We start from the raw sequence: 19455 nt of genomic DNA, 5'->3' as shown, positions 1-19455 counted from the left end.
ACCAACTATAAGTCATGACACAGAAATCGAACAATAGCAGCATGCTAGTAGGCTTCGCTGGCCTGCTGGGCTTCATCCTCCTAGTGGCCCTTATTGGGCTGATCTTTATCTCAGGAGAGGACGACATCATCCAGGGGCAAGCCGAGGCCACGGAGTACCGTGTCTCCAGCAAAGTACCTGGTCGCATCCTCGAGTTTCGCGTAGAGGAAGGCCAGAGCGTGCAGGTGGGCGACACCCTGGCCATCCTCGAAGCTCCCGAGGTGCGAGCCAAGATGGAGCAAGCCCTTGCAGCCCAAGCAGCCGCCCAGGCACAGAACGCTAAGGCCATCAAGGGAGCTCGAGGCGAACAGATACAAGCCGCCTACGAGATGTGGCAGAAGGCTAAGGCTGGCCTATCCCTCATGGATAAGTCCTATCAGAGGCTCAAGAAGCTACACGATGAGGGCATCATCCCCACACAGAAGCTCGACGAGATCACTGCTCAGCGCACAGCTGCGATGGCTACCGAGCGGGCGGCCCATGCCCAGTACAGCATGGCCAAAAATGGTGCCGAGCTCGAAGACAAGCGTGCGGCTGAGGCCCTGCTCGACCGTGCCCGAGGGGCCGTCGCCGAGGTCGAGGCTTATATGAGCGAGACCTACCTTATAGCTCAGATGCCTGGCGAGGTGTCGGACATCTTCCCCAAAGTTGGGGAGCTGGTAGGCACTGGTGCTCCGATCATGAACGTAGCACAGCTCGAGGAGATGTGGGTGAGCTTCAACGTGCGGGAGGATCGCCTCCAGGAGCTCAGCATGGGGGCAGAGTTCGACGCCCTCGTTCCTGCGCTGGGTAACCGTTCCGTTCGTCTAAAGGTCTACTCACTCAAGAGCCTAGGCACTTATGCGGTGTGGAAGGCGACCAAGACCTCAAGACAGTTCGACCTCAAGACCTTCGAGGTGAAGGCTCGTCCCGTTGAGCCTATCGAGGGCTTACGTCCAGGCATGTCGGTTGTTATTGTGCGCTCATGAAACCTCTAGATGCCTTAGCCTCGTGGCTTCACCCCGTCGGTCAGGTCTCTAGGCGAGAGGTCGGCATATTGGTCTCTCGGCCGCTGTATCTGTTTTGCATGGTGATTGCGCCGCTCTTCTGCTGCGTCTTCTTCACCTCGCTGATGGACTCGGGCCTACCTCAGGATCTGCCTGCAGGGGTGGTAGACCTCGACGACACATCAATGTCTCGCAATGTGGCACGCAACCTAGATGCCTTCGCCCTAACAGGCGTCATGCAGCGATACGCCTCCGTATCGGAGGCTCGAGAGGCTGTCCAGCGGGGTGAGATCTACGGCTTCTACCTCCTGCCCAGGGATTTCTCGGCGGATGCTCAGGCGCAGCGTCAGCCTAAGGTCTCCTTCTACTGCAACTACTCCTATCTGATCGCAGGGTCGCTCCTCTTCCGAGATATGAAGACGATGAGCGAACTGAGCTCGGGGGCTGCAGCCCGATCGATGCTCTATGCCCGTGGTGCAGCGGAGGAGCAGATCATGCCCGCACTGCAACCTATCGCCATCGACGCTCATCCGCTGGGCAATCCTTGGCTCAACTACTCGGTTTATCTGAGCAATACCCTCCTGCCTGGGGTCATGGGGCTGCTCATCATGATGATCACCGTGTGCTCTATCGCCATCGAGATCAAGCACAATACAGCCAAGGACTGGCTACGAATGGGTCGAGGCTCTATCGTGCGGGCTCTCATGGGCAAACTGCTGCCTCAGACACTTGTTTGGTTGGTCGTAGGGCTATTCATGAGTGTGTATTTGTATCGCTTCTTAGGCTTCCCCTGCCACTCGGGTATTGGGCCGATGATCCTAGCCATGGCAGCCTTCGCCCTCGCCTCGCAAGGGCTTGGGGTGTTGATGGCGGGGATTTTCCCCACGCTACGTCTCGGCCTCAGCTTGGCGTCGCTATGGGGTGTGCTGTCGCTGTCGATCTCGGGCTTCTCCTTCCCAGTAATGGCTATGCCGGGGGCGGTTCAGTCGCTGAGCGTCCTCTTCCCCTTGAGGCATTACTTCCTCATCTATGTCAATCAGGCTCTCAATGGCTATAGCCTGCATCATGCCGGTCTCCACTATTTGGCGCTGGCGGCTTTTGTCCTGGCTCCGCTGCTCATCCTGCCTCGTCTCAAGCATGCTTTGCTGCATAATACTTATACACCATAATGAAAAAGATCAATCTACAGACCATTAGCCAAGGCCTCAGAGACCTCTTCTACATCTGGGCCCGGGAGCTGAGAGTGATGCGTCGGGATATGGGGGTGCTGATCTTCTTCATCGTTGTGCCTCTGCTCTATCCCCTGCTCTATGGCTATATCTACAATGCCGAGCAGGTGCGAGAAGTCCCCACGGTAGTCGTGGACGATAGTCATAGCTCGCTCAGCCGAGATTACCTCAGACGAGTGGATGCGACCCCAGAGGTCAGCATCGTGGCTCAATGTGCGGACTTGGCCGAGGCTCAGCGTCTGATGCGGGAGCGTGAGGCCTATGGCATTATCTACATCCCCCAAGACTTCAGCGAATGTGTCGCCACGGGTCGTCAGGCCAAGGTCAGTCTCTATTGTGATATGAGTGGCCTACTCTATTACAAAGGCATCCTGCTGAGCAATACCCTCGTCTCGCTCGAGATGAACGGAGAGATCAAGATCGCCCGTAGCTCGAGCACTACTACCCGTACGGACGAGCTGGTTGCCTATCCGATCGCCTACGAAGAGGTGCCTCTGTACAATCCGACGATAGGCTTTGCGACCTTCCTCCTACCTGCTGTACTGGTGCTGATGCTGCAGCAAACCCTCCTCTTGGGTATAGGCCTCTCGGCAGGGACGGCACGAGAGCATAGCCGCTGGGGAGACCTGATCCCCGAGGATAGGCACTATCGGGGCACGCTACGCATCGTAGCAGGCAAGGGACTGAGCTACCTCACGATCTATGCCCTCGTAGCGGTCTATGTGCTGTGGTGTGTACCCAGGCTCTTCTCCCTGGTACAGATTGGGCAATGGCAGGAGATAGTCCTCTTCGTCCTGCCCTATCTTCTGAGCTCGATCTTCTTCTCGATGACGCTCTCTGTCTTCGTGCGCAATCGGGAGACTTGTATGCTGCTCTTCGTCTTCACCTCCGTTCCGCTCATCTTCATCTCGGGGATCTCGTGGCCTGGAGCTTCTGTACCTGCTTTTTGGCACTATGTCTCGTACCTCTTCCCCTCTACACTGGGGATTAATGGCTTCGTCAAGCTCAACAACATGGGCTCATCGCTCTCTCAGGTCTCAGGTGAATATTTGGGGCTTTGGTTGCAGAGCTTCATTTATCTCATAACGACCTGCCTCGTGTACTATCGACAGCGTATCATCAGTCATCACCACCGTATAGCGGCTCGGCAGAGCTAAGTCTCGCTGTATTGCTCCTAGGGTGAATGCCTTTCGCCCCCCTCGAATGCTTATGAGCATGCCCGAGGGGGGCTTCTCTTTGCTCTATCCGAAGCTCGATCGAGGTTTAGATAGGATCGAAGATGAGATATAAATAGGAGCTCCGTCGAGGTCTAAATAGGATCGCAAGCGAGACTCAAGTAGGATCGAAAATGAGACATAAATAGAACCTCGATCGAGGTTCTAAATAGAATCGACATGGAGCTATAAGTAGGATCGAAACAGAGGCCGAGATAAACCTTCAGAAGAGCTCTCAACGAGCAACACTCTGCCAAGATGGCAGGATCGACAGCACTTCCTCCCCTTGGCACTCTCTTTGCCCTAGTCTTTGGCTGAGCGGCAAACCTCTCCGAGGGGCTGCAAGACAATAGATACAATCACAACATAAAACGATACGAACAAAGCAATGAGTAAGAATGGTAAGATTGGGGTAACGAGTGAAAACATCTTCCCCGTCATCAAGAAATTCCTCTACAGCGAACACGACATCTTCCTGCGTGAGCTCGTCAGCAACGCAGTAGATGCCAGCCAAAAGCTGCGTGCCCTAAGCTCCCTAGGCGAATTCAAGGGCGAGCTTGGCGACCTCAAGGTCATGATCTCTACCGACCCCGAGGCAGGCACGATCACCATCAGCGACCGAGGAATCGGGATGAGTGCCGAGGAGGTAGACAAGTACATCAACCAAATTGCCTTCTCTGGGGCAGAGGAATTCCTCGACAAATACAAGGATGACAAGCTCGCCATCATCGGGCACTTTGGGCTCGGCTTCTACTCCTCTTTCATGGTGGCCAAACGTGTGGACATCATCACCAAGAGCTATCGCGAGGATGCCCAGGCCGTCAAATGGAGCTGCGATGGATCGCCCGAGTACACCCTCGAGGAGGTAAACAAGGCTGACCGAGGTACAGATATTGTGCTGCACATCGACGAGGAGAGCAAGGAGTTCCTCGACAAGTCTCGCATCGAGGGGCTGCTCAACAAGTACTGCAAGTTCCTCACCATCCCCGTAGTCTTCGGCAAGAAGCAAGAATGGAAGGACGGCAAGATGCAGGACACCGACGAGGACAACCAAATCAATGATACGCACCCCGCCTGGACACGCAAGCCTAGCGAACTCAAGGAGGAGGACTACAAGGATTTCTACCGTCAGCTCTATCCCATGAATATGGAGGAGCCACTCTTTTGGATCCATCTGAATGTAGACTACCCCTTCAACCTGACAGGAATCCTCTACTTCCCCAAGATCAAGAACCAAATGGAGCTGCAGCGCAATAAGATCCAGCTCTACTGCAACCAGGTCTTCGTTACCGAAGAGGTAGAGGGCATCGTGCCCGAGTACCTCACCCTACTGCATGGGGTACTCGACTCGCCAGATATCCCACTCAATGTCTCCCGCTCTTACCTACAGAGCGACGCACAGGTTAAAAAGATCGCTAGCCACATTACCAAGAAGGTCGCCGACCGCCTCGAAGAGATCTTCAAAAGCGATCGCACCCTGTTCGAAGAGAAGTGGGATAGCCTCAAGATCTTTGTGCAGTATGGTATGCTGAGCGATGAGAAGTTCTACGACCGAGCCAAGAAGTTCGTCCTCATGACTGACGTCGAGGGCAAGAAGTTTACCCTCGACGAGTACCGCAGCCTAATCGAGGGCGAGCAGACGGACAAGGACGGTCAGCTCATCCAGCTCTACACCACAGACCCCGAGGCTCAGTACAGCCACATCCAGCGAGCCCAGGCCAAGGGTTACTCCGTGCTCGTACTCGATGGCCCTCTCGACGTGCATGCCGTAGGACAGCTGGAGCAGAAGCTCGACAAGACCCGCTTCGTACGTGTAGACTCCGACTCCATCGGCAAGCTCATCGTCAAGGACGAGCATCGCGAGGTAACGCTCAGCACGGATGAACAGGAGCGTCTACGACAGATCTTCACAGGTCGCCTGCCCGAGATGGAGAAGAAGAACTTCCACATTACCTTCGAGGCTCTCGGCGAGAGTGCCGAGGCGATCCTCATCACCCAAGCAGAGTTCATGCGTCGCATGCAAGAGATGGCTCGCCTACAGCCAGGTATGAGCTTCTACGGCGAGATGCCCGAGAGCTACAGCGTCATCCTCAATAGCGACCATGCCCTCATCGGACGCATTCTAGCGGACGAAGATAAGGTGCTCGAGACAGCCCTCGCCCCCAAGCGTGAGGAACTTACCGCCCAAACGGCTCTAGTGGATGAGGCTCGTAAGGCTCAGGAGGGTAAGAAGGCTGAGGAGATCTCCGAGGCTGATCGCTCTGCGCTCGAGGATCTCACCTTCAAGCAGGCTCAGATCGAGGGCTCGATCAACTCCGAACTCAAGGCCTACGGAGCAGGCAATGACCTCGTCGGTCAGCTCGTAGACCTCGCCCTGCTGGGTAGCGGACTGCTCACGGGTGAAGCTCTTGCCCACTTCATCCAACGTAGCCAGCGCATGCTCTAGGCATAGCGACTGCCACCTACCCATTGGGGTCTGAGGGGCTATGCAGAGACCAATCATCTCTGCGTAGCCCCTCCTCTTTTCCCGAGCTAAGCCTAGGCTCAAAGGATATCATCCTCCTCAACCGAAGAAGGTCTCGAGCCTTCAGTCCCAAAGCAAAGCTCCCCCGTGCCACTCGTGGCACGGGGGAGCTTGTTCATAGATATATGAGTCGAGGCAGCGACTAACCGAAGTCGTCGAAGTAGAGCGAACTACGCTCTACACCGAGGTTCTCCAGCATCACCTTGACAGCATTGGCCATAGGGCCAGGGCCACACATATAATACTCGATATCCTCAGGAGCCTCGTGCTTGCTAAGATAGTTGTCGAGGATCACCTGGTGAATGAAGCCTACATAACCATCCCAATTGTCCTCGGGCTGAGGATCGCTCAGAGCGATATGGAACTTGAAGTTGGGGAAGTTGCGCTCAATCTCACGGAAATCCTCCTCGTAGAAGATCTCCTTCTTGCTTCGTGCCCCATACCAGTAGCTCACCTTGCGGCCAGTCTTGACCGTGTTAAAGAGGTGAAGGATCTGAGCACGCAGCGGAGCCATCCCTGCACCTCCGCCGATATAGAGCATCTCATTGTCAGTCTCCTGGATGTGGAAATCTCCATAAGGGCCACTCATCTTCACCTTGTCCCCAGGCTTGAGCGAGAAGATGTAGGACGAAGAGATCCCAGGAGGAACCTTCATGAAGCCACCCGTCGCACGGTCAAAGGGAGGAGTAGCAATACGCACGTTGAGCGTGATGATATTGCCCTCGGCTGGGTAGTTGGCCATCGAGTAGGCACGCACCGTCTCCGTGTCGTTCTTGACGGTCAGATCCCACATTTTGAACTTATCCCAGTCCTCATGGAACTTCTCGTCAATATCATAGTCCGAGTACTTGATATCATACTTGGGGATCGTGATCTGCGCATAGCTACCACTCTTGAAGTTCATCACTTCCCCTTCGGGGAGCTTCACGACGAACTCCTTGATGAAGGTCGATACGTTGCGGTTCGAGATGACCTCACACTCCCACTCCTTCACCCCGAAGACCTCTTCGGGCACGAGTACCTTCATATCCTGCTTAACTTTAGTTTGGCAAGCCAAACGCCAGTGCTCCTTCTGCTCCTTACGGCTGAAGAAGCCCTGCTCCGTGGGCAGAATCTCTCCCCCACCCTCTACGACACGACAGCGGCACTGGCCACAGCTACCACCGCCACCACAGGCCGAGGAGAGGTAGATATTCTGCCCCTGTAGTGTGGAGAGCAGCGTCCCACCGATGGCAACATCGGTATTCATCTCGTCATTTACATTGAGCTTCACATTGCCCGATGGCACGAGCTTGCTCTTGGCCACCAGCAAAGTCAGCACTAGGATCAGCGTGATCAGCAGGAAGACAGCCACGCTTATGATGATTACAGTCATTGTCTTGATCTCGTTGTTTCGTTATACATTACATCTTAACCCCAGAGAAGCTCAGGAAGGCTAGACCCATCAGTGCCGTAACAATGAAGGTAATGCCTAGCCCACGCAGAGGCTTGGGGATGTCCGAATACTGGAGCTTCTCGCGAATAGCCGCCATCCCAACGATAGCCAAAAGCCAACCAATGCCCGAGCCAAAGCCATAAACCGTTGCCTCGCCAACACTAACGAACTCACGCTGCTGCATGAAGAGCGATCCACCCAGGATGGCACAGTTCACAGCGATCAGAGGCAGGAAAATCCCGAGCGATGCATATAGCGAGGGGCTAAAACGCTCTACTATCATCTCCACCAGCTGCACGAACGAAGCGATCACAGCAATGAAGACAATCAGCGAGAGGAAAGACAAATCTAGATGAGCATACTCCTCACCTAGCCAACTGAGAGCCCCCTCCTTGAAGACCTTCGTCTCCAGCAGGTAATTGATAGGGAGCGTACAGGTGAGGATGAAGATAACAGCTAAGCCTAGCCCAAAAGAAGTCTTCACATTCTTGGACACAGCCAAGAACGAACACATCCCGAGGTAATAGGCGAAGATCATATTGTCCACAAAGATGGACCGGAAGAATAATGCTAATGATTCCATTCTATTGATATTTGGGAGGTGAGACTACTTTTCCTGGAGATCCTTATTGTGCGCACGCTGTATCCAGATCAGCACTGCTACGAGGATCAGAGACATCGGAGGCAGGATCATCAGACCGTTGTTCACATACCCCATATCGTAGAGACCCTGTGGCAGGATCTGCATGCCCAGCAGCTGACCTGTGCCTAAGAGCTCTCGGAAGAAGCCCACAGCAACCAGTACGATACCATAGCCGAGCCCATTGCCGATCCCATCAAGGAAGCTCTCCCAAGGGCCATTACCCAAGGCGAAGGCCTCAAGGCGACCCATGAGGATACAGTTCGTAATGATCAGCCCGACGAAGACCGAGAGCTGCTTGCTCACGTCGTAAGCGAAGGCCTTGAGCACCTCGCTGACGAGCGTTACGAGCGTAGCTACGACTACGAGCTGCACGATGATGCGGATACGACTAGGGATCGTCTTGCGCAAGAGAGAGATAATCACATTGGCAAAGGCAACCACAACAGTTACAGCTAGAGCCATCACGATGGAAGGCTCGAGCTTGACCGTTACAGCTAGAGCCGAGCAAATGCCGAGCATCTGCACGAGTACGGGGTTGCTCTTGCCCAGGGGGTTGAGGAGTATTTCCTTATTCTTTTTGTTCCAGAGAGACATGACTATTGAGCATTAGAGGTTGTAAGGAAGCTCTTATAAGGAGCTATAGAGCTCAGCAGCATGGCATGTACGCCATCGCTGGTGAGCGTTCCGCCTGAGATCCCGTCTACATGGTCTTGGCCTTCGATCTTACTGCCTGACTTCACGACAGCAATGCTCTTGAAAGCTCCGTCTTTGAAGATCTGCTTGCCAACGAAGTGCTGGGCGAAGGCAGAGGTAGAGATCTCTGCTCCGAGGCCTGGAGTTTCACCCTTGTTGCCGAAGTCGATACCGAGGACAGTAGAGTTGTCGGCTGCATCGATGGCGATGTACCCCCAGATAGGGCCCCAAAGTCCAGCCCCATTCATGGGCAGGATATAGGCTGTCTTGCCCTCGATCTCGGCTACATAGAGAGGGAATGCTCGATCAGCTTCGGGAGACTTAGCCTCGAGTTTGAAGAGCATCTCAGTATTCTCCTTGAAGGCTTTGCTCTCGCTCAGTTCGTCCGCCTCGAAGGAGGCTACGATCTGCCCAGCCTTATTGACCAGGAGCTCCTTCTTGATCAAGGTCTTGTAAGTGCTCTGAACCTGTGCTTTCTCAGGCGACTGCCCGATCGAGCGAAGGATCTGCTGCATCTTGTCGACCTTCTCATTAGCCTGCTGTGCGTCCTTGAGGACGGTAGCAGCCCCAGCGAGCAGTACAGCAGCCACGATGACCATCACGGCTGCGTATATGATGGTATATGAGTTCTTGTCCGTATTCATATTGCCGAAATAGTATTAAGCCTTAGACTTGAGTACACGTGCTAGGCGACGCTTGGTATTACGCTCTACCACGACATAGTCGATCAGCGGAGCGAAGGTATTCATCAGGAGGATTGCGAGCATCATTCCCTCAGCATAGCCTGCATTGAGTACACGGATGAAGACGGCCATGACCCCGATGAGGAAGCCATAGATCCACTTACCCGTCTCGGTACGAGCCGCCGTTACAGGGTCGGTGGCCATGAAGACGATACCGAAGGCGAAGCCCCCGTAGAGCAGGTGTTGCAGTGGACTAACCAGCATCTGAGGCGTCGCCCCGATAAGGTTGAAGAGGCTCGCCATCACTACTGTACCGAGCACGCCCGAGAGCATGATCTTGTAGCTGGCAATTCCCGTCCAGATGAGGAAGAGTGCGCCGAGTAGGATGGCCAGTGTGCTGACCTCACCGATAGAGCCGGGGATGAACCCGAAGAAGGCATCCCAGTTCGAGGGCAAGAGGGCAGAGACAGTGTCGTAAGCCTCCTGAGCAGTGCCTCCCTCAGCGACCTTGGCAGCAGCAATATGTCCCAGCGGAGTAGCACCCGAGAAGCCATCCACGGCCGTCCCTCCACCGAGGCCGAAGGAGCTACCTAGACGAACCCAAACAGAGTCGCCAGACATGGCCGCAGGATAGGAGAAGAAGAGGAAGGCACGGGTAACGAGTGCCACGTTGAAGATGTTGTAGCCCGTACCCCCAAAGACCTCCTTGGCGAATACGACGGCAAAGGCCGTAGCCACAGCAATCATCCATAGAGGCGTCTCTACGGGCACAATCATCGGGATGAGCATCCCTGTTACGAGGAAGCCCTCGGCCACCTCGTGTCCCTTCTTGGAGGCAATAATGAACTCGATACCGAGCCCTACGATATAGCTCACGAGGATCTGTGGGAGCATCGAGAGCAGCCCATAGGCAAACTTAGTGCCGAAGCCGACTTCCTCTCCGATAGCCAAATAATGCTGATAACCTAGATTGTACATCCCGAAGAGCAGCGCAGGCATGAGGGCCATGATGACCATGGTCATGGTGCGCTTGCTGTCTATAGCGTCGTGTACATGTACCCCTCGCTTGCTCGTCGTATTGGGGACGAAGAGGAAGGTCTCGAAGGCATCAAACGCTGTATGGAAGGCCTCTAGCTTACCGCCCTTCTCGAAGGCGGGCTTGATCTTGTCAAGTTGTTTTCTTAAAGCGTTCAAGGTTGTATCCTTATAAGTGATGAGACAAATTAGTTCATTTCCTTGTAGAGCTCATCCAACCCCTGGCGTACGATCTGCTGTAGGGGCATCTTGGACGTATCCACAAATTCGCAGACAGAGAAGTCTTCGGGGGCAACCTCATAGATGCCACGGTTCTCCATATCTGTGATGTTAAAGGCGATGATGCTCTTGAGCAGGAACTCCGGATAGATGTCCATTGGGAACACTCGATCGTACTCCCCACTCATGATCATGGCACGCACCCCGCCCTGCAAGCGGGCATCGAGGACGTACTCCTTGCTCTTGGGCGCAAGCCAGCTGAAGAAGCTACGACTCATACTAAACTTACCGAAGCCAGGTAGGGCCCAACCAAACATATCGTGTACATCGTCGCCCTCGGGGATGATGGTGATCTGATCGCTCTGTAGACTGAGGAACTCATGCTCGGCATCTACCCGCACCCCAGTGAAGACGTCTCCGTCTATGATGCGGGTATGCTCCTGCTTGCGACCCAAGCGACCGCTGAGGACGTCCTCGAGGCGAGCACCAGGCAGGATGTTGATGTAGCCCAGCTCCTTAGCCTCCGAACCCGTGAGGGCGATCGTGCGGGTATAGTCCACATGACCGAGCTTGAGCAGGCGGCCAATGATCAGCAGGTCTGTAGCCTTGAGCGTCCAGACGACCTCGTCCTTGTTGATGGGCTTGAGGTTATTGATCAGCACCCCTACAAGGCCTGCGGGGTGTGGGCCGCTCACCTCTACACGCTCTACGCCACGAACGTTCGTTAGGCTACCTGGGCGGACACCGAGGTAAACCCGACCCGAGGTAAGACGAGCCAGTGCATCAAGGGCTAGCTGAAGCTCATCCTCACGTCCTCGAACGAGGAAATCGAAGTTGGGAGCTAGTGGAGCGGTGAAGTTAGCCGTAACGAAGATGTCTCTAGGCTCGACAGCTGGGTTAGCGATACGGTCGTAAGGACGCTGCTTGATGAATGCAAACAGACCACTCTCGAGCAGCAGATCGAGGATAGCCTCACGAGAGCCACCACGGGCGGCAGTCGTATCGAAGCCCTTGTACTGCTGCTCGGCATCGGGGCGGATCTCGATGCTGAGCACCTTACGCTTGGCACCACGATTGACCGCTACGACCTCTCCACTCACGGGCGAGGTCAGCTTGAGCTCGGGGCAAGCTTTGTGCCAGAGGATCGGGTCGCCGGCGAGCACTCGCTCGCCAGGGTGTACCGCCACCTTGGGGGTGAGGCCCACGAAGTCATCTGGCACGACGGCATAGGTCTTACCCTGTCTCGTCCCATCGAGCAGGCTCTCGGGAGCCTTGCCCTTGAGATTCAGCGTAAGCCCTCTCTTTATTGAAATAGCATTTGCCATAAAACGAAGTGATAGTTTATGAAAATTTAGTGTTGATGCAAAGGTACACCTTTTGGGGTGAAGAGCCTCGCCCCTCGAGCGACATCCTTGAGGTCTGTGAGAGTAAAGCCTCGGGGCAAGAAACACAATCACCCCATAGAGCCCTGAGGCCCTATGGGGTAACCTTTTACTCATCCTATCCCCATCTCATTGTTGAGAACAGTCTAGGTGTGCTGGATGATCGTAGGCAACGGCTACTTCTCGAGTACTACGCGACGCTCCTTGATACGAGCTTTCTTACCAGTCAGGCCACGCAGATAGTAGAGCTTGGCACGACGTACCTTACCATACTTCTCAACGGTGATCTTTTCGATGAAGGGGCTCTCGATAGCGAAGATACGCTCTACGCCGATGCCGTTAGAGATCTTGCGCACGGTGAAGTGCTTCTTGCGACCATGTCCGCTGATGCGGATCACTACGCCACGGTAGCTCTGAATACGCTCCTTGCCACCTTCGCTGATGCGGTAGTCTACGGTGATGGTGTCTCCGCTGCGGAAAGCGGGATGCTCCTTGCCAGCAGCGAAAGCATCATTAACGATCTGAATAAAGTCCATTTGTCTTTACTGTTGCTTAATTGATTAGTAATAAACTAAACGCAATGTAACGGGTCTCTCGATATATCCCGACAGAGATTGCGCCAAGCGGGTGCAAAGGTAACACAAATTTCGCAATCCTGAGGCCCTTAAATCAAGCCTATAGCTGCGCTCTCGATGGGGGAGAGCTCTGCGACTGCGTCATCCTACCACCCTCGAGGCTCGAAGGCAGGGGACACACCACCACATCCAAGGGCCGGGGGATGACTGAGAAAAAACGCAGGCTTCTCCCTTACAAACGAGCGTCGTAGGAGCACAACGGAGGTCTAAATAGGATCGCAGGTGAGACCCAAATAGGAGCTCGATCGAGCTCCTACTTGAGTCTCGAGTGCACTCCTACTTAGATCTCCAGAGAGGCTCTAGATGGGCTCTCGACAACGATCCCGATAGGGCTTCTCTCGGAGCTATCGGATGGGGGGGGAGTGCAGCATCCATGCACCTCATCCTGCGAACATTCGACGACAAACATTATCTTTGTTCGGGCATTGGCTAGGAGGATTCCCTCAGGCGATCGCTCCGCAATCAATTGCCTCTTACCCTAATTATATATATGTTATATGAGCAGTATCCCCTTTGATCTGACCCGTATCAAGGCCTTCGTCCTCGATATGGATGGCGTTGTCAGTGCCACGGTAAGCCCCGTAGACAGCAACGGCATGCCCATGCGCACGGTCAATGTCAAGGATGGCTATGCGATGCAGTATGCCGTCAAGCAAGGCTATACGATCGCAATCATCTCGGGCGGAGCGAGCGAAGCGATGACCCAACGCTTCGAACAGCTCGGCGTCCAATACATCTACATGCGAGCCAAAGACAAGGTCGCCCAGCTCTGTGAACTGGAGCGTCTGAGCGGTATCTCCCGAGACGAGATGGCCTACATCGGCGACGACATCCCCGACCTACCCGTCATGCAGCTCGTGGCTCTCCCCTGCGCCCCTGCCGATGCTGCCCCCGAGGTCAAAGGTGTAGCTAAGTATATCTCCCTATGCAATGGAGGCTATGGCGTGGTGCGTGATCTGATCGAACAGACCCTCAAGGCCTCGGGCAAATGGAGCACGGGCGAGGGCTTCGGCTGGTAAGGCCATGCAGCACTCCCTCGATCGACTTCTGAGTCGAATACCTCTCGGGGTCTTCACCCTTAAAGAATAGTAACAATGACATCCAGCACTCAAGAGAGCTCCCAAGGCTCGCCCAGCCCAAAGGCTGAAGCCCTATCCTGGCAGAGGGTATGGCCTGCCCTCCTTGGGACTCTAGTCTCCTGCCTCCTCTACTTCGGGGCAGAGCTCCTTGCGCCCACGTCCAACCTCCTGACGACTATTGCGATGAACCTCGGCCTTCAGGGCTCGCTCCTCTGCATCCTCTACCTGCGTCGGCGTAGACAGGAGAGTGTCCTCTGGGCCTTTTGGAGCATCTTCACCGTTTGGGTACTCTTCACCCTAGTCAGTCTACTCATCCTCCTCTTCAGAGGCTAAGCCCTCCTTCATCTCTATCAGATAGCTATGTGGGACAACCTTGCCCGATACCGCATTATCCTCGGCTCTCAATCCCCTCGACGGGTAGAGTTGCTCCGAGGTCTAGACCTCGACTTCGTCCAGCAACCCATGCCCGAAATCGATGAGAGCTACCCCGAGAGCCTTCCTCTCGATGAGGTCGCCCTCTACATTGCCCGTCAGAAGGCCACGGCCTACATCCCCGAGCTGAGTGCAGACGACCTCCTCATCACGGCCGACACGGTCGTGCTCGTAGAGGGGTGTCTCCTGGGTAAACCCGCCTCAGAAGAGGAGGCGCGAGAGATGCTGAGCCTGCTGAGTGGGCGCAGGCATCGGGTGCTCACGGGCTTCTGCCTGTGGAGCCGGGAGCGTCGAGAGGAGGGGCTCTGTAGCACTGAGGTCTCGTTCGGCCAGCTTAGTGCGGCCGACATAGATTACTACGTCTCTCGCTATCGCCCGATGGACAAGGCGGGCAGTTACGGCATCCAGGAGTGGATTGGCTACCGAGCCATCCGCTCGGTTGAGGGATCGTTCTACAATGTAATGGGCCTACCCGTGCATCAGATTGCCGAGCGGCTCACCCTCTTCTAACCTTCTCACCCCACCCCTCGGGCAGTAATGATATAGGGTATGGCAGAGCAATAGCTCCGCCATACCCTATATCGTTTCATTGGATATCGACCCGAGGGAGATTTAACCCCGAAGCCGCTAGAGACTCTCCTTGAGAGCAGCTACCTGATCCCAAGTCCCACCATTGAGGACATTGGGGATACCATTCCGATCGAGGATCGCCTTAGCCTGAGCACTGCGGTTACCGCTGCGGCAGAAGACAATGATACTCTCCTTGCCCTTGAACTCCTTGAGGCGACTAGCGACCTCATCCAGGGGGATATTGACTGCTCCCTGTACGCTACCAGAGGCAAATTCGCCTGGTGTACGCACATCTACGAGGAAGGGTTTGCCACGCAAGGCTTCGAGGACAGCACTGTTATCAGGCTGAGAAAAGAGATTCTTGAGTAATCCGAACATGATGAATAGGATTGAGATGAATAGGATCGATAGAGTTATTTGCTTGAGATCTTGCTTGGACATACGAAGTCTGTCTGAGGGATGTTGGTTTGAGCAATAGCAGCGAAGCCACCAGCGACATCAGTGAAGTTGTAATATCCCCTCGAGCGCAGGATGCTTGAGGCGATCATGCTCCGATAGCCTCCTGCACAATGGATGTAGAAATGCTCCTCTCGGGGTAGATCGGCCATCCAGTCGTTGATGTAGGCTAGCGGACGGCTGTAGGCGTCATGCACATGAGCAGAGGCATATTCGCTCTCCTTACGCACATCGACGATCATAGGCTTAGAGCCCTCGAGGCGAAGGGCCAGCTCCTCGGCAGAGATACGCTCGATGCGATCGATCTCTCGACCCGAGGCCTGCCAAGCAGCGAAGCCCCCCTTGAGGTAACCCAAGACATGGTCGAAGCCCACACGACTCAGTCTCGTGATCGCCTCTTCCTCTCGCTCGGGGTCAACTACGAGCACTAGGGGCTGGCGCACATCCACCAGCATTGCCCCTACCCATGGGGCGAAGTCGCCATCGAGACCGATATTGATCGAGCCAGGAATGAAGCCCTCAGCAAAGTCTGCAGGGTTGCGAGCGTCGAGCACGAGAGCTCCAGAGACGGAGACAAGAGCAACTAGCTCATCGGGGCTTAGAGCCGTAAGTCCAGTACCGAGGACATTGTCTAGGCTCTCATAGCCCTGCTTATTCATCGCCACATTGCCGCCGAAGTAGGCAGGGGGAGGCAGCAGACCCTCGATCACTGATGCGATGAAGGCCTCACGGCTAGGCTGGTTGAGAGCATAATTGACCCGTCGCTGATTGCCTAGGCTATCCACCGTCTCGCGCATCATATTCTTACCACAGGCAGAGCCTGCTCCGTGGCCTGGATAGATCGTAACCTCATCCGACAGGGGGAGGATCTTGCCGTACAGGCTATCGTATAGGAGACCCGCCAGCTCCTCCTGCGTCAAGCCAGCGGCCTTCTGCGCCAAGTCGGGACGGCCAACATCTCCGAGGAAGAGCGTATCACCGCTGAAGAGTGCCGTCTCGCGCCCCTCTTGGTCGATGAGCAAATAGCAGCTGCTCTCCATCGTATGCCCTGGGGTGTGCAGCACTCGGATAGACACCTCACCTACTCGGAAGCTCTGCCCATCCTCGGCCACGATGGCCTCGAAGCCTGGCTTGGCTGTAGGCCCATAAACGATCGGAGCTCCAGTAGCACGACTGAGATCAACATGCCCACTGACGAAGTCTGCATGGAAGTGGGTCTCGAAGATATATTTGAGTTGGACTCCATCCCTCTCGAGACGCTCCAAATAGGGCTTAGTCTCACGGAGAGGATCAATGATAGCGGCTTCACCCGCTGAGGTGATGTAATAGGCTCCTTGAGCGAGGCAGCCCGTATAGATCTGTTCTACTTTCATCGTTGGATAGTGTTAAGTGGTGGAATTTGTACGCTGCAAAGGTCGTCGAAGTTTTTGCCCCCCACAGCTACTTTTGTTACATAAGGCCTAGAGGGCTCTAATGCAGCAATGTTTCCTTAACGATCATGTAGATCCCCATCACCAAAACAAACCATCCAAAGGCAGGCTTGAGCTTCGCTCCGTCTATATGACCGGAGAGCTTTACTCCAATGAATATTCCCCCGATAGCTAGCCCCCCAACCCAAAGAAGGAGCGTCCAGTCCCAGAGAGACAACTGGCTCTCTCCCAGCAGCCCTAGTAGCGACTTAGCTGCAATAATGAGCAGTGAGGTCCCGATAGCCTGCTTCATCGGCAGCTTGCCTAGGATTACCAGTGCGGGGATAATCAGGAAGCCTCCGCCAGCCCCGACCAACCCTGTCAATGTCCCCACCACTAGTCCCTCGAGCAAGACGAGACCATAGTGGAAACCCTTTTGCTCTGAGGCCTCCTGCGGTGCACGGCTTGGGGTAATCATACCGACGGAGGCCGCAAGCATCAGCAGGGCAAAGAGAAGCATGAGCATCGTACCCCTATCGAGCGTGAAGCTACCGACCGTAAAGATCGTCTCAGGAATAGCAGGTACGAGGAACGAACGAGTGAGGAAGACTGCGATGATCGAGGGTAGCCCAAAGGTCAGGGCCGTAGGCAGGTGTACCTGGCCTGAGCGGAAGTAAGGGATGCTGCCGACAGCACTCGTGGCTCCGACAATAAGTAGAGAGTAACCCGTAGCCAATACGGGATCGACACCCAAGAGATAGACCAGCACAGGGACGGTGAGGATGCTACCGCCACCACCGATGAGCCCAAGAGAGATGCCAATAAGGATAGATGCCAAAAGGCCTACGATATACATAAAGATCTAAGGATTGATTAGGAGGGCAAAACTCGCCAATCCCTCCGAGCTCTACAGCTACTTGGGTAACATAAGAGTGATGCGATTGCGCCCGAGGGAGAGCTTGCCCGCCTCCTCGAGCTGCTTGAGCAGGCGAGAGACGACAGCTCGGGCTGTGCCCAACTCGATGGCCAGCTGCTCGTGGGTAATCTGTAGGGTCGAGGACTGCGTCAGCTCCTGCTTCTTGTAGAGCAGGTCGAGCAATCGTTCGTCTACTCGGCGGAAGGCTATGGCATTGATCGTCTCGAGCAGCTCTTCGAATCGCTTGTGATACGAACGGAAGATGTAGTTGAGCCATTCGGAGTGCTCACGCATGAGCTCGGTAACCCGCTCGAGGGGTAGGAAGAGGATCTCTGCCTCCTCCTCGACCTCCACACGCACCTTGCTGCGCTGATTGTGCAGCCCTCCGAGGAGCGACATGATGCAGCTCTCGCCAGCCTTGATATAGTAGAGCAGGATCTCTCGCCCGTCCTCCTCCGAGCGAATAACCTTCATCGCCCCTCGGGTAACGATAGGGATAGAGCGGATATGCGCATGCTCGCTGAGGATGCGACTACCTGTGGGGTAAGTCTTGAGGATGCTATACTCGTAGAGCTTCTCGACCAGCTCGGGCGAGGAGCGAAATTCAGTGATCTGTGCTAGTTGATTCATAGGGCAAACTTACAAAAGTTTCCCCGACCCCTAGGGCTGAGCATCACGGATCAGAGGATATTGAGGCCGAGGCGGCTCTGCACAGCACGCAGCACCACGGAGAAGAGGAGTGTCAGGACATAGGCCCACACTGCCCCAAGGGGATCATAGAGCCCGCCCAAGCCAAGTAGCCCCAGCAGCTTGATGCTGGCCGTGGCCATCATGATGTGGAAGTAGTAGATATTGCCCGAGTGATGCAGACCAATACGCTCCAGCACTCCTCCTGCCCCAAACGTTGGGTAGCTTAGGGCAAGCATCACGAGGCTCATCGCCAGGGGCGCAGTCATGAGGTAAATACCCAGCCCCGAGCTCTCGAGGCCGATGAAGAGGATGTACTCGAGGTACGAGAGGACGAGCAGGGCCAGCGAGATCCACTGCCAATGGAGCCCCGAGAGCCGCTCTCGATACCTGCCGATCAAGTAGCCCAAGGCGAGGAAGGGGAGGCCATAGCAGATGACACTATACAGGGCTATGGAGACATCGAACGAGAAGAGGGCATCATGATACCTCCCGACCAGGAGGTTCAGCACGAGCAAGAGGGGCAGGAGGCTAATCCCCCAGCCTCTGAACCAGCGAAGCAGAGCATAGAGCAGGAGCATCCCCTCGAGCAAGGCTGTCAGATACCACAGATGCCCCGAGATCGTCCCCCCTAGGAGGATGAGCCGCATGAGCTTGTCCCAGCTATCGATCACATTGCCGTGATTGGGCAGTACCCAAAGGTAATTGATCAGATTGACGATGAGGATGATGGGGATGAGCTTCTTAATCATCTTGAGGGCTCGAGCTTCGGAGATCTCGACCTCGGGAGCGTAGAGCAGGTAACCACTGATCATAAAGAAGAGCGGTACGGCCATGGTGTGCACCGGATCGCTCCACTCCTTGACATCCCACAGAAAAGGTGTATGGCAAGCCACTACGAGAAAAGCACCGATGGCTTTGAGGACGTAGAGAGAGCTGATAGATGGCCGTGCTGCGGCTGATGTTGTAGTCATTGTTTCTGATGCAAAGTAATACTTTTTTCTCGCTCAGGGCTATGCTCTAGGACTTCGCCGATCCGAGCTCTATGGAGAACAAAGATAGCGGTTTGCAGGCTAATCTGAAGAGATCCAGCCCAATGGTCAGGGCAACCGCATCAAATCTTTAGGAGCTTCTTGAGATAGTCTATATTGAGAGCGGCTTTGAACAGCCTCTTGCGTAAGGATAGTTT

At 55.0% G+C, this 19455-nt stretch carries 19 protein-coding genes; 7 read left to right on the top strand and 12 right to left on the bottom strand.

The genetic code is table 11. The annotated features are described in order from the left end of the window. Positions 1–14: 14 nt before the first annotated feature. From HQ37_RS04770 to htpG, 4 genes are all read left to right on the top strand, one after another. A complete protein-coding gene (locus HQ37_RS04770) occupies positions 15–1007 on the top strand; it encodes an HlyD family secretion protein (protein ID WP_036881168.1) in 993 nt (330 codons plus the stop codon). Next, entirely contained in the window at positions 1004–2194 is a 1191-nt protein-coding gene (locus HQ37_RS04765; protein ID WP_036881166.1) for an ABC transporter permease, read from the top strand. The genes HQ37_RS04770 and HQ37_RS04765 overlap by 4 nt, the downstream gene beginning before the upstream one ends. Next, positions 2194–3411: an ABC transporter permease gene (locus HQ37_RS04760; protein ID WP_036881165.1), complete on the top strand. Its 1218-nt coding sequence runs from the start codon at positions 2194–2196 to the stop codon at positions 3409–3411. The genes HQ37_RS04765 and HQ37_RS04760 overlap by 1 nt, the downstream gene beginning before the upstream one ends. Positions 3412–3856: 445 nt before the next feature. After that, positions 3857–5914: a molecular chaperone HtpG gene (gene htpG, locus HQ37_RS04755; RefSeq protein ID WP_036881164.1), complete on the top strand. Its 2058-nt coding sequence runs from the start codon at positions 3857–3859 to the stop codon at positions 5912–5914. Between the two features lie 220 nt (positions 5915–6134). On the opposite strand, the gene nqrF is transcribed toward htpG, so the two are convergent. From nqrF to rplS, 7 genes are all read right to left on the bottom strand, one after another. Next, entirely contained in the window at positions 6135–7367 is a 1233-nt protein-coding gene (nqrF, locus tag HQ37_RS04750) for an NADH:ubiquinone reductase (Na(+)-transporting) subunit F (protein ID WP_036881163.1), read from the bottom strand. Positions 7368–7395: 28 nt separating this feature from the next. Then, a complete protein-coding gene (nqrE, locus tag HQ37_RS04745) occupies positions 7396–8010 on the bottom strand; it encodes an NADH:ubiquinone reductase (Na(+)-transporting) subunit E (RefSeq protein ID WP_036881162.1) in 615 nt (204 codons plus the stop codon). 24 nt (positions 8011–8034) lie between these two features. Next, positions 8035–8664 (bottom strand): NADH:ubiquinone reductase (Na(+)-transporting) subunit D, encoded by a 630-nt coding sequence (locus HQ37_RS04740; protein WP_036881161.1) that lies wholly within the window; start codon positions 8662–8664, stop codon positions 8035–8037. Positions 8665–8666: 2 nt separating this feature from the next. Beyond that, the gene (nqrC, locus tag HQ37_RS04735) at positions 8667–9407 is read right to left on the bottom strand and encodes an NADH:ubiquinone reductase (Na(+)-transporting) subunit C (RefSeq protein WP_036881160.1); all 741 of its coding nucleotides are present in this window, start codon (positions 9405–9407) and stop codon (positions 8667–8669) included. Positions 9408–9422: 15 nt separating this feature from the next. Then, entirely contained in the window at positions 9423–10640 is a 1218-nt protein-coding gene (locus HQ37_RS04730; RefSeq protein WP_036881159.1) for an NADH:ubiquinone reductase (Na(+)-transporting) subunit B, read from the bottom strand. A 29-nt stretch (positions 10641–10669) separates the two neighbouring features. Beyond that, positions 10670–12025 carry a Na(+)-translocating NADH-quinone reductase subunit A gene (locus HQ37_RS04725; RefSeq protein WP_036881158.1) on the bottom strand — a complete coding sequence of 452 codons (1356 nt, stop codon included), beginning with the start codon at positions 12023–12025 and terminating at the stop codon, positions 10670–10672. A gap of 233 nt (positions 12026–12258) precedes the next feature. Next, complete coding sequence (gene rplS, locus HQ37_RS04720; RefSeq protein ID WP_036881157.1) at positions 12259–12618, bottom strand: 50S ribosomal protein L19; 360 nt, start codon at positions 12616–12618, stop codon at positions 12259–12261. A 596-nt stretch (positions 12619–13214) separates the two neighbouring features. On the opposite strand from rplS, the gene HQ37_RS04715 reads away from it, so the two are divergent. The 3 genes from HQ37_RS04715 to HQ37_RS04705 all read left to right on the top strand — a co-directional run bounded on the left by HQ37_RS04715 (position 13215) and on the right by HQ37_RS04705 (position 14738). Further along, positions 13215–13736: an HAD family hydrolase gene (locus tag HQ37_RS04715; RefSeq protein ID WP_036881156.1), complete on the top strand. Its 522-nt coding sequence runs from the start codon at positions 13215–13217 to the stop codon at positions 13734–13736. A 75-nt stretch (positions 13737–13811) separates the two neighbouring features. Continuing rightward, positions 13812–14129, top strand: coding sequence for a hypothetical protein (locus HQ37_RS04710; protein WP_036881155.1), 318 nt, complete (start codon positions 13812–13814; stop codon positions 14127–14129). Between the two features lie 27 nt (positions 14130–14156). Then, complete coding sequence (locus tag HQ37_RS04705) at positions 14157–14738, top strand: Maf family nucleotide pyrophosphatase (protein ID WP_036881154.1); 582 nt, start codon at positions 14157–14159, stop codon at positions 14736–14738. A 117-nt stretch (positions 14739–14855) separates the two neighbouring features. Here HQ37_RS04705 and HQ37_RS04700 read toward each other — a convergent pair whose 3' ends face one another. The 5 genes from HQ37_RS04700 to HQ37_RS04680 all read right to left on the bottom strand — a co-directional run bounded on the left by HQ37_RS04700 (position 14856) and on the right by HQ37_RS04680 (position 19240). Next, a complete protein-coding gene (locus HQ37_RS04700) occupies positions 14856–15239 on the bottom strand; it encodes a rhodanese-like domain-containing protein (protein ID WP_036881152.1) in 384 nt (127 codons plus the stop codon). After that, complete coding sequence (locus HQ37_RS04695; protein ID WP_036881149.1) at positions 15212–16627, bottom strand: rhodanese-like domain-containing protein; 1416 nt, start codon at positions 16625–16627, stop codon at positions 15212–15214. The genes HQ37_RS04700 and HQ37_RS04695 overlap by 28 nt, the downstream gene beginning before the upstream one ends. A gap of 97 nt (positions 16628–16724) precedes the next feature. Continuing rightward, positions 16725–17501 (bottom strand): sulfite exporter TauE/SafE family protein, encoded by a 777-nt coding sequence (locus tag HQ37_RS04690; RefSeq protein ID WP_235264637.1) that lies wholly within the window; start codon positions 17499–17501, stop codon positions 16725–16727. Between the two features lie 75 nt (positions 17502–17576). Then, positions 17577–18209, bottom strand: a complete 633-nt coding sequence (locus HQ37_RS04685; RefSeq protein WP_036881144.1) for a Crp/Fnr family transcriptional regulator — start codon at positions 18207–18209, stop codon at positions 17577–17579. 50 nt (positions 18210–18259) lie between these two features. Continuing rightward, positions 18260–19240: an acyltransferase gene (locus HQ37_RS04680; RefSeq protein ID WP_036881141.1), complete on the bottom strand. Its 981-nt coding sequence runs from the start codon at positions 19238–19240 to the stop codon at positions 18260–18262. Positions 19241–19455: the final 215 nt, after the last annotated feature.

Origin of the sequence: Porphyromonas sp. COT-239 OH1446 (assembly GCF_000768875.1) — a bacterium.
In the GTDB taxonomy this organism is placed as follows: Bacteria; Bacteroidota; Bacteroidia; order Bacteroidales; family Porphyromonadaceae; genus Porphyromonas.
Note: the sequence above shows the minus strand (reverse complement) of the source record. Positions and strands in the feature narration are given on the sequence as shown.

Excerpts from the sequence above, each read along its gene's own strand:
- HQ37_RS04770 (WP_036881168.1), top strand. The coding sequence starts at position 15 with ATGACACAGAAATCGAACAATAGCAGCATGCTAGTAGGCTTCGCTGGC.
- HQ37_RS04765 (WP_036881166.1), top strand. The coding sequence starts at position 1,004 with ATGAAACCTCTAGATGCCTTAGCCTCGTGGCTTCACCCCGTCGGTCAG.
- HQ37_RS04760 (WP_036881165.1), top strand. The coding sequence starts at position 2,194 with ATGAAAAAGATCAATCTACAGACCATTAGCCAAGGCCTCAGAGACCTC.
- htpG (WP_036881164.1), top strand. The coding sequence starts at position 3,857 with ATGAGTAAGAATGGTAAGATTGGGGTAACGAGTGAAAACATCTTCCCC.
- nqrF (WP_036881163.1), bottom strand. The coding sequence starts at position 7,367 with ATGACTGTAATCATCATAAGCGTGGCTGTCTTCCTGCTGATCACGCTG.
- nqrE (WP_036881162.1), bottom strand. The coding sequence starts at position 8,010 with ATGGAATCATTAGCATTATTCTTCCGGTCCATCTTTGTGGACAATATG.
- HQ37_RS04740 (WP_036881161.1), bottom strand. The coding sequence starts at position 8,664 with ATGTCTCTCTGGAACAAAAAGAATAAGGAAATACTCCTCAACCCCCTG.
- nqrC (WP_036881160.1), bottom strand. The coding sequence starts at position 9,407 with ATGAATACGGACAAGAACTCATATACCATCATATACGCAGCCGTGATG.
- HQ37_RS04725 (WP_036881158.1), bottom strand. The coding sequence starts at position 12,025 with ATGGCAAATGCTATTTCAATAAAGAGAGGGCTTACGCTGAATCTCAAG.
- rplS (WP_036881157.1), bottom strand. The coding sequence starts at position 12,618 with ATGGACTTTATTCAGATCGTTAATGATGCTTTCGCTGCTGGCAAGGAG.
- HQ37_RS04715 (WP_036881156.1), top strand. The coding sequence starts at position 13,215 with ATGAGCAGTATCCCCTTTGATCTGACCCGTATCAAGGCCTTCGTCCTC.
- HQ37_RS04710 (WP_036881155.1), top strand. The coding sequence starts at position 13,812 with ATGACATCCAGCACTCAAGAGAGCTCCCAAGGCTCGCCCAGCCCAAAG.
- HQ37_RS04705 (WP_036881154.1), top strand. The coding sequence starts at position 14,157 with ATGTGGGACAACCTTGCCCGATACCGCATTATCCTCGGCTCTCAATCC.
- HQ37_RS04700 (WP_036881152.1), bottom strand. The coding sequence starts at position 15,239 with ATGTCCAAGCAAGATCTCAAGCAAATAACTCTATCGATCCTATTCATC.
- HQ37_RS04695 (WP_036881149.1), bottom strand. The coding sequence starts at position 16,627 with ATGAAAGTAGAACAGATCTATACGGGCTGCCTCGCTCAAGGAGCCTAT.
- HQ37_RS04685 (WP_036881144.1), bottom strand. The coding sequence starts at position 18,209 with ATGAATCAACTAGCACAGATCACTGAATTTCGCTCCTCGCCCGAGCTG.
- HQ37_RS04680 (WP_036881141.1), bottom strand. The coding sequence starts at position 19,240 with ATGACTACAACATCAGCCGCAGCACGGCCATCTATCAGCTCTCTCTAC.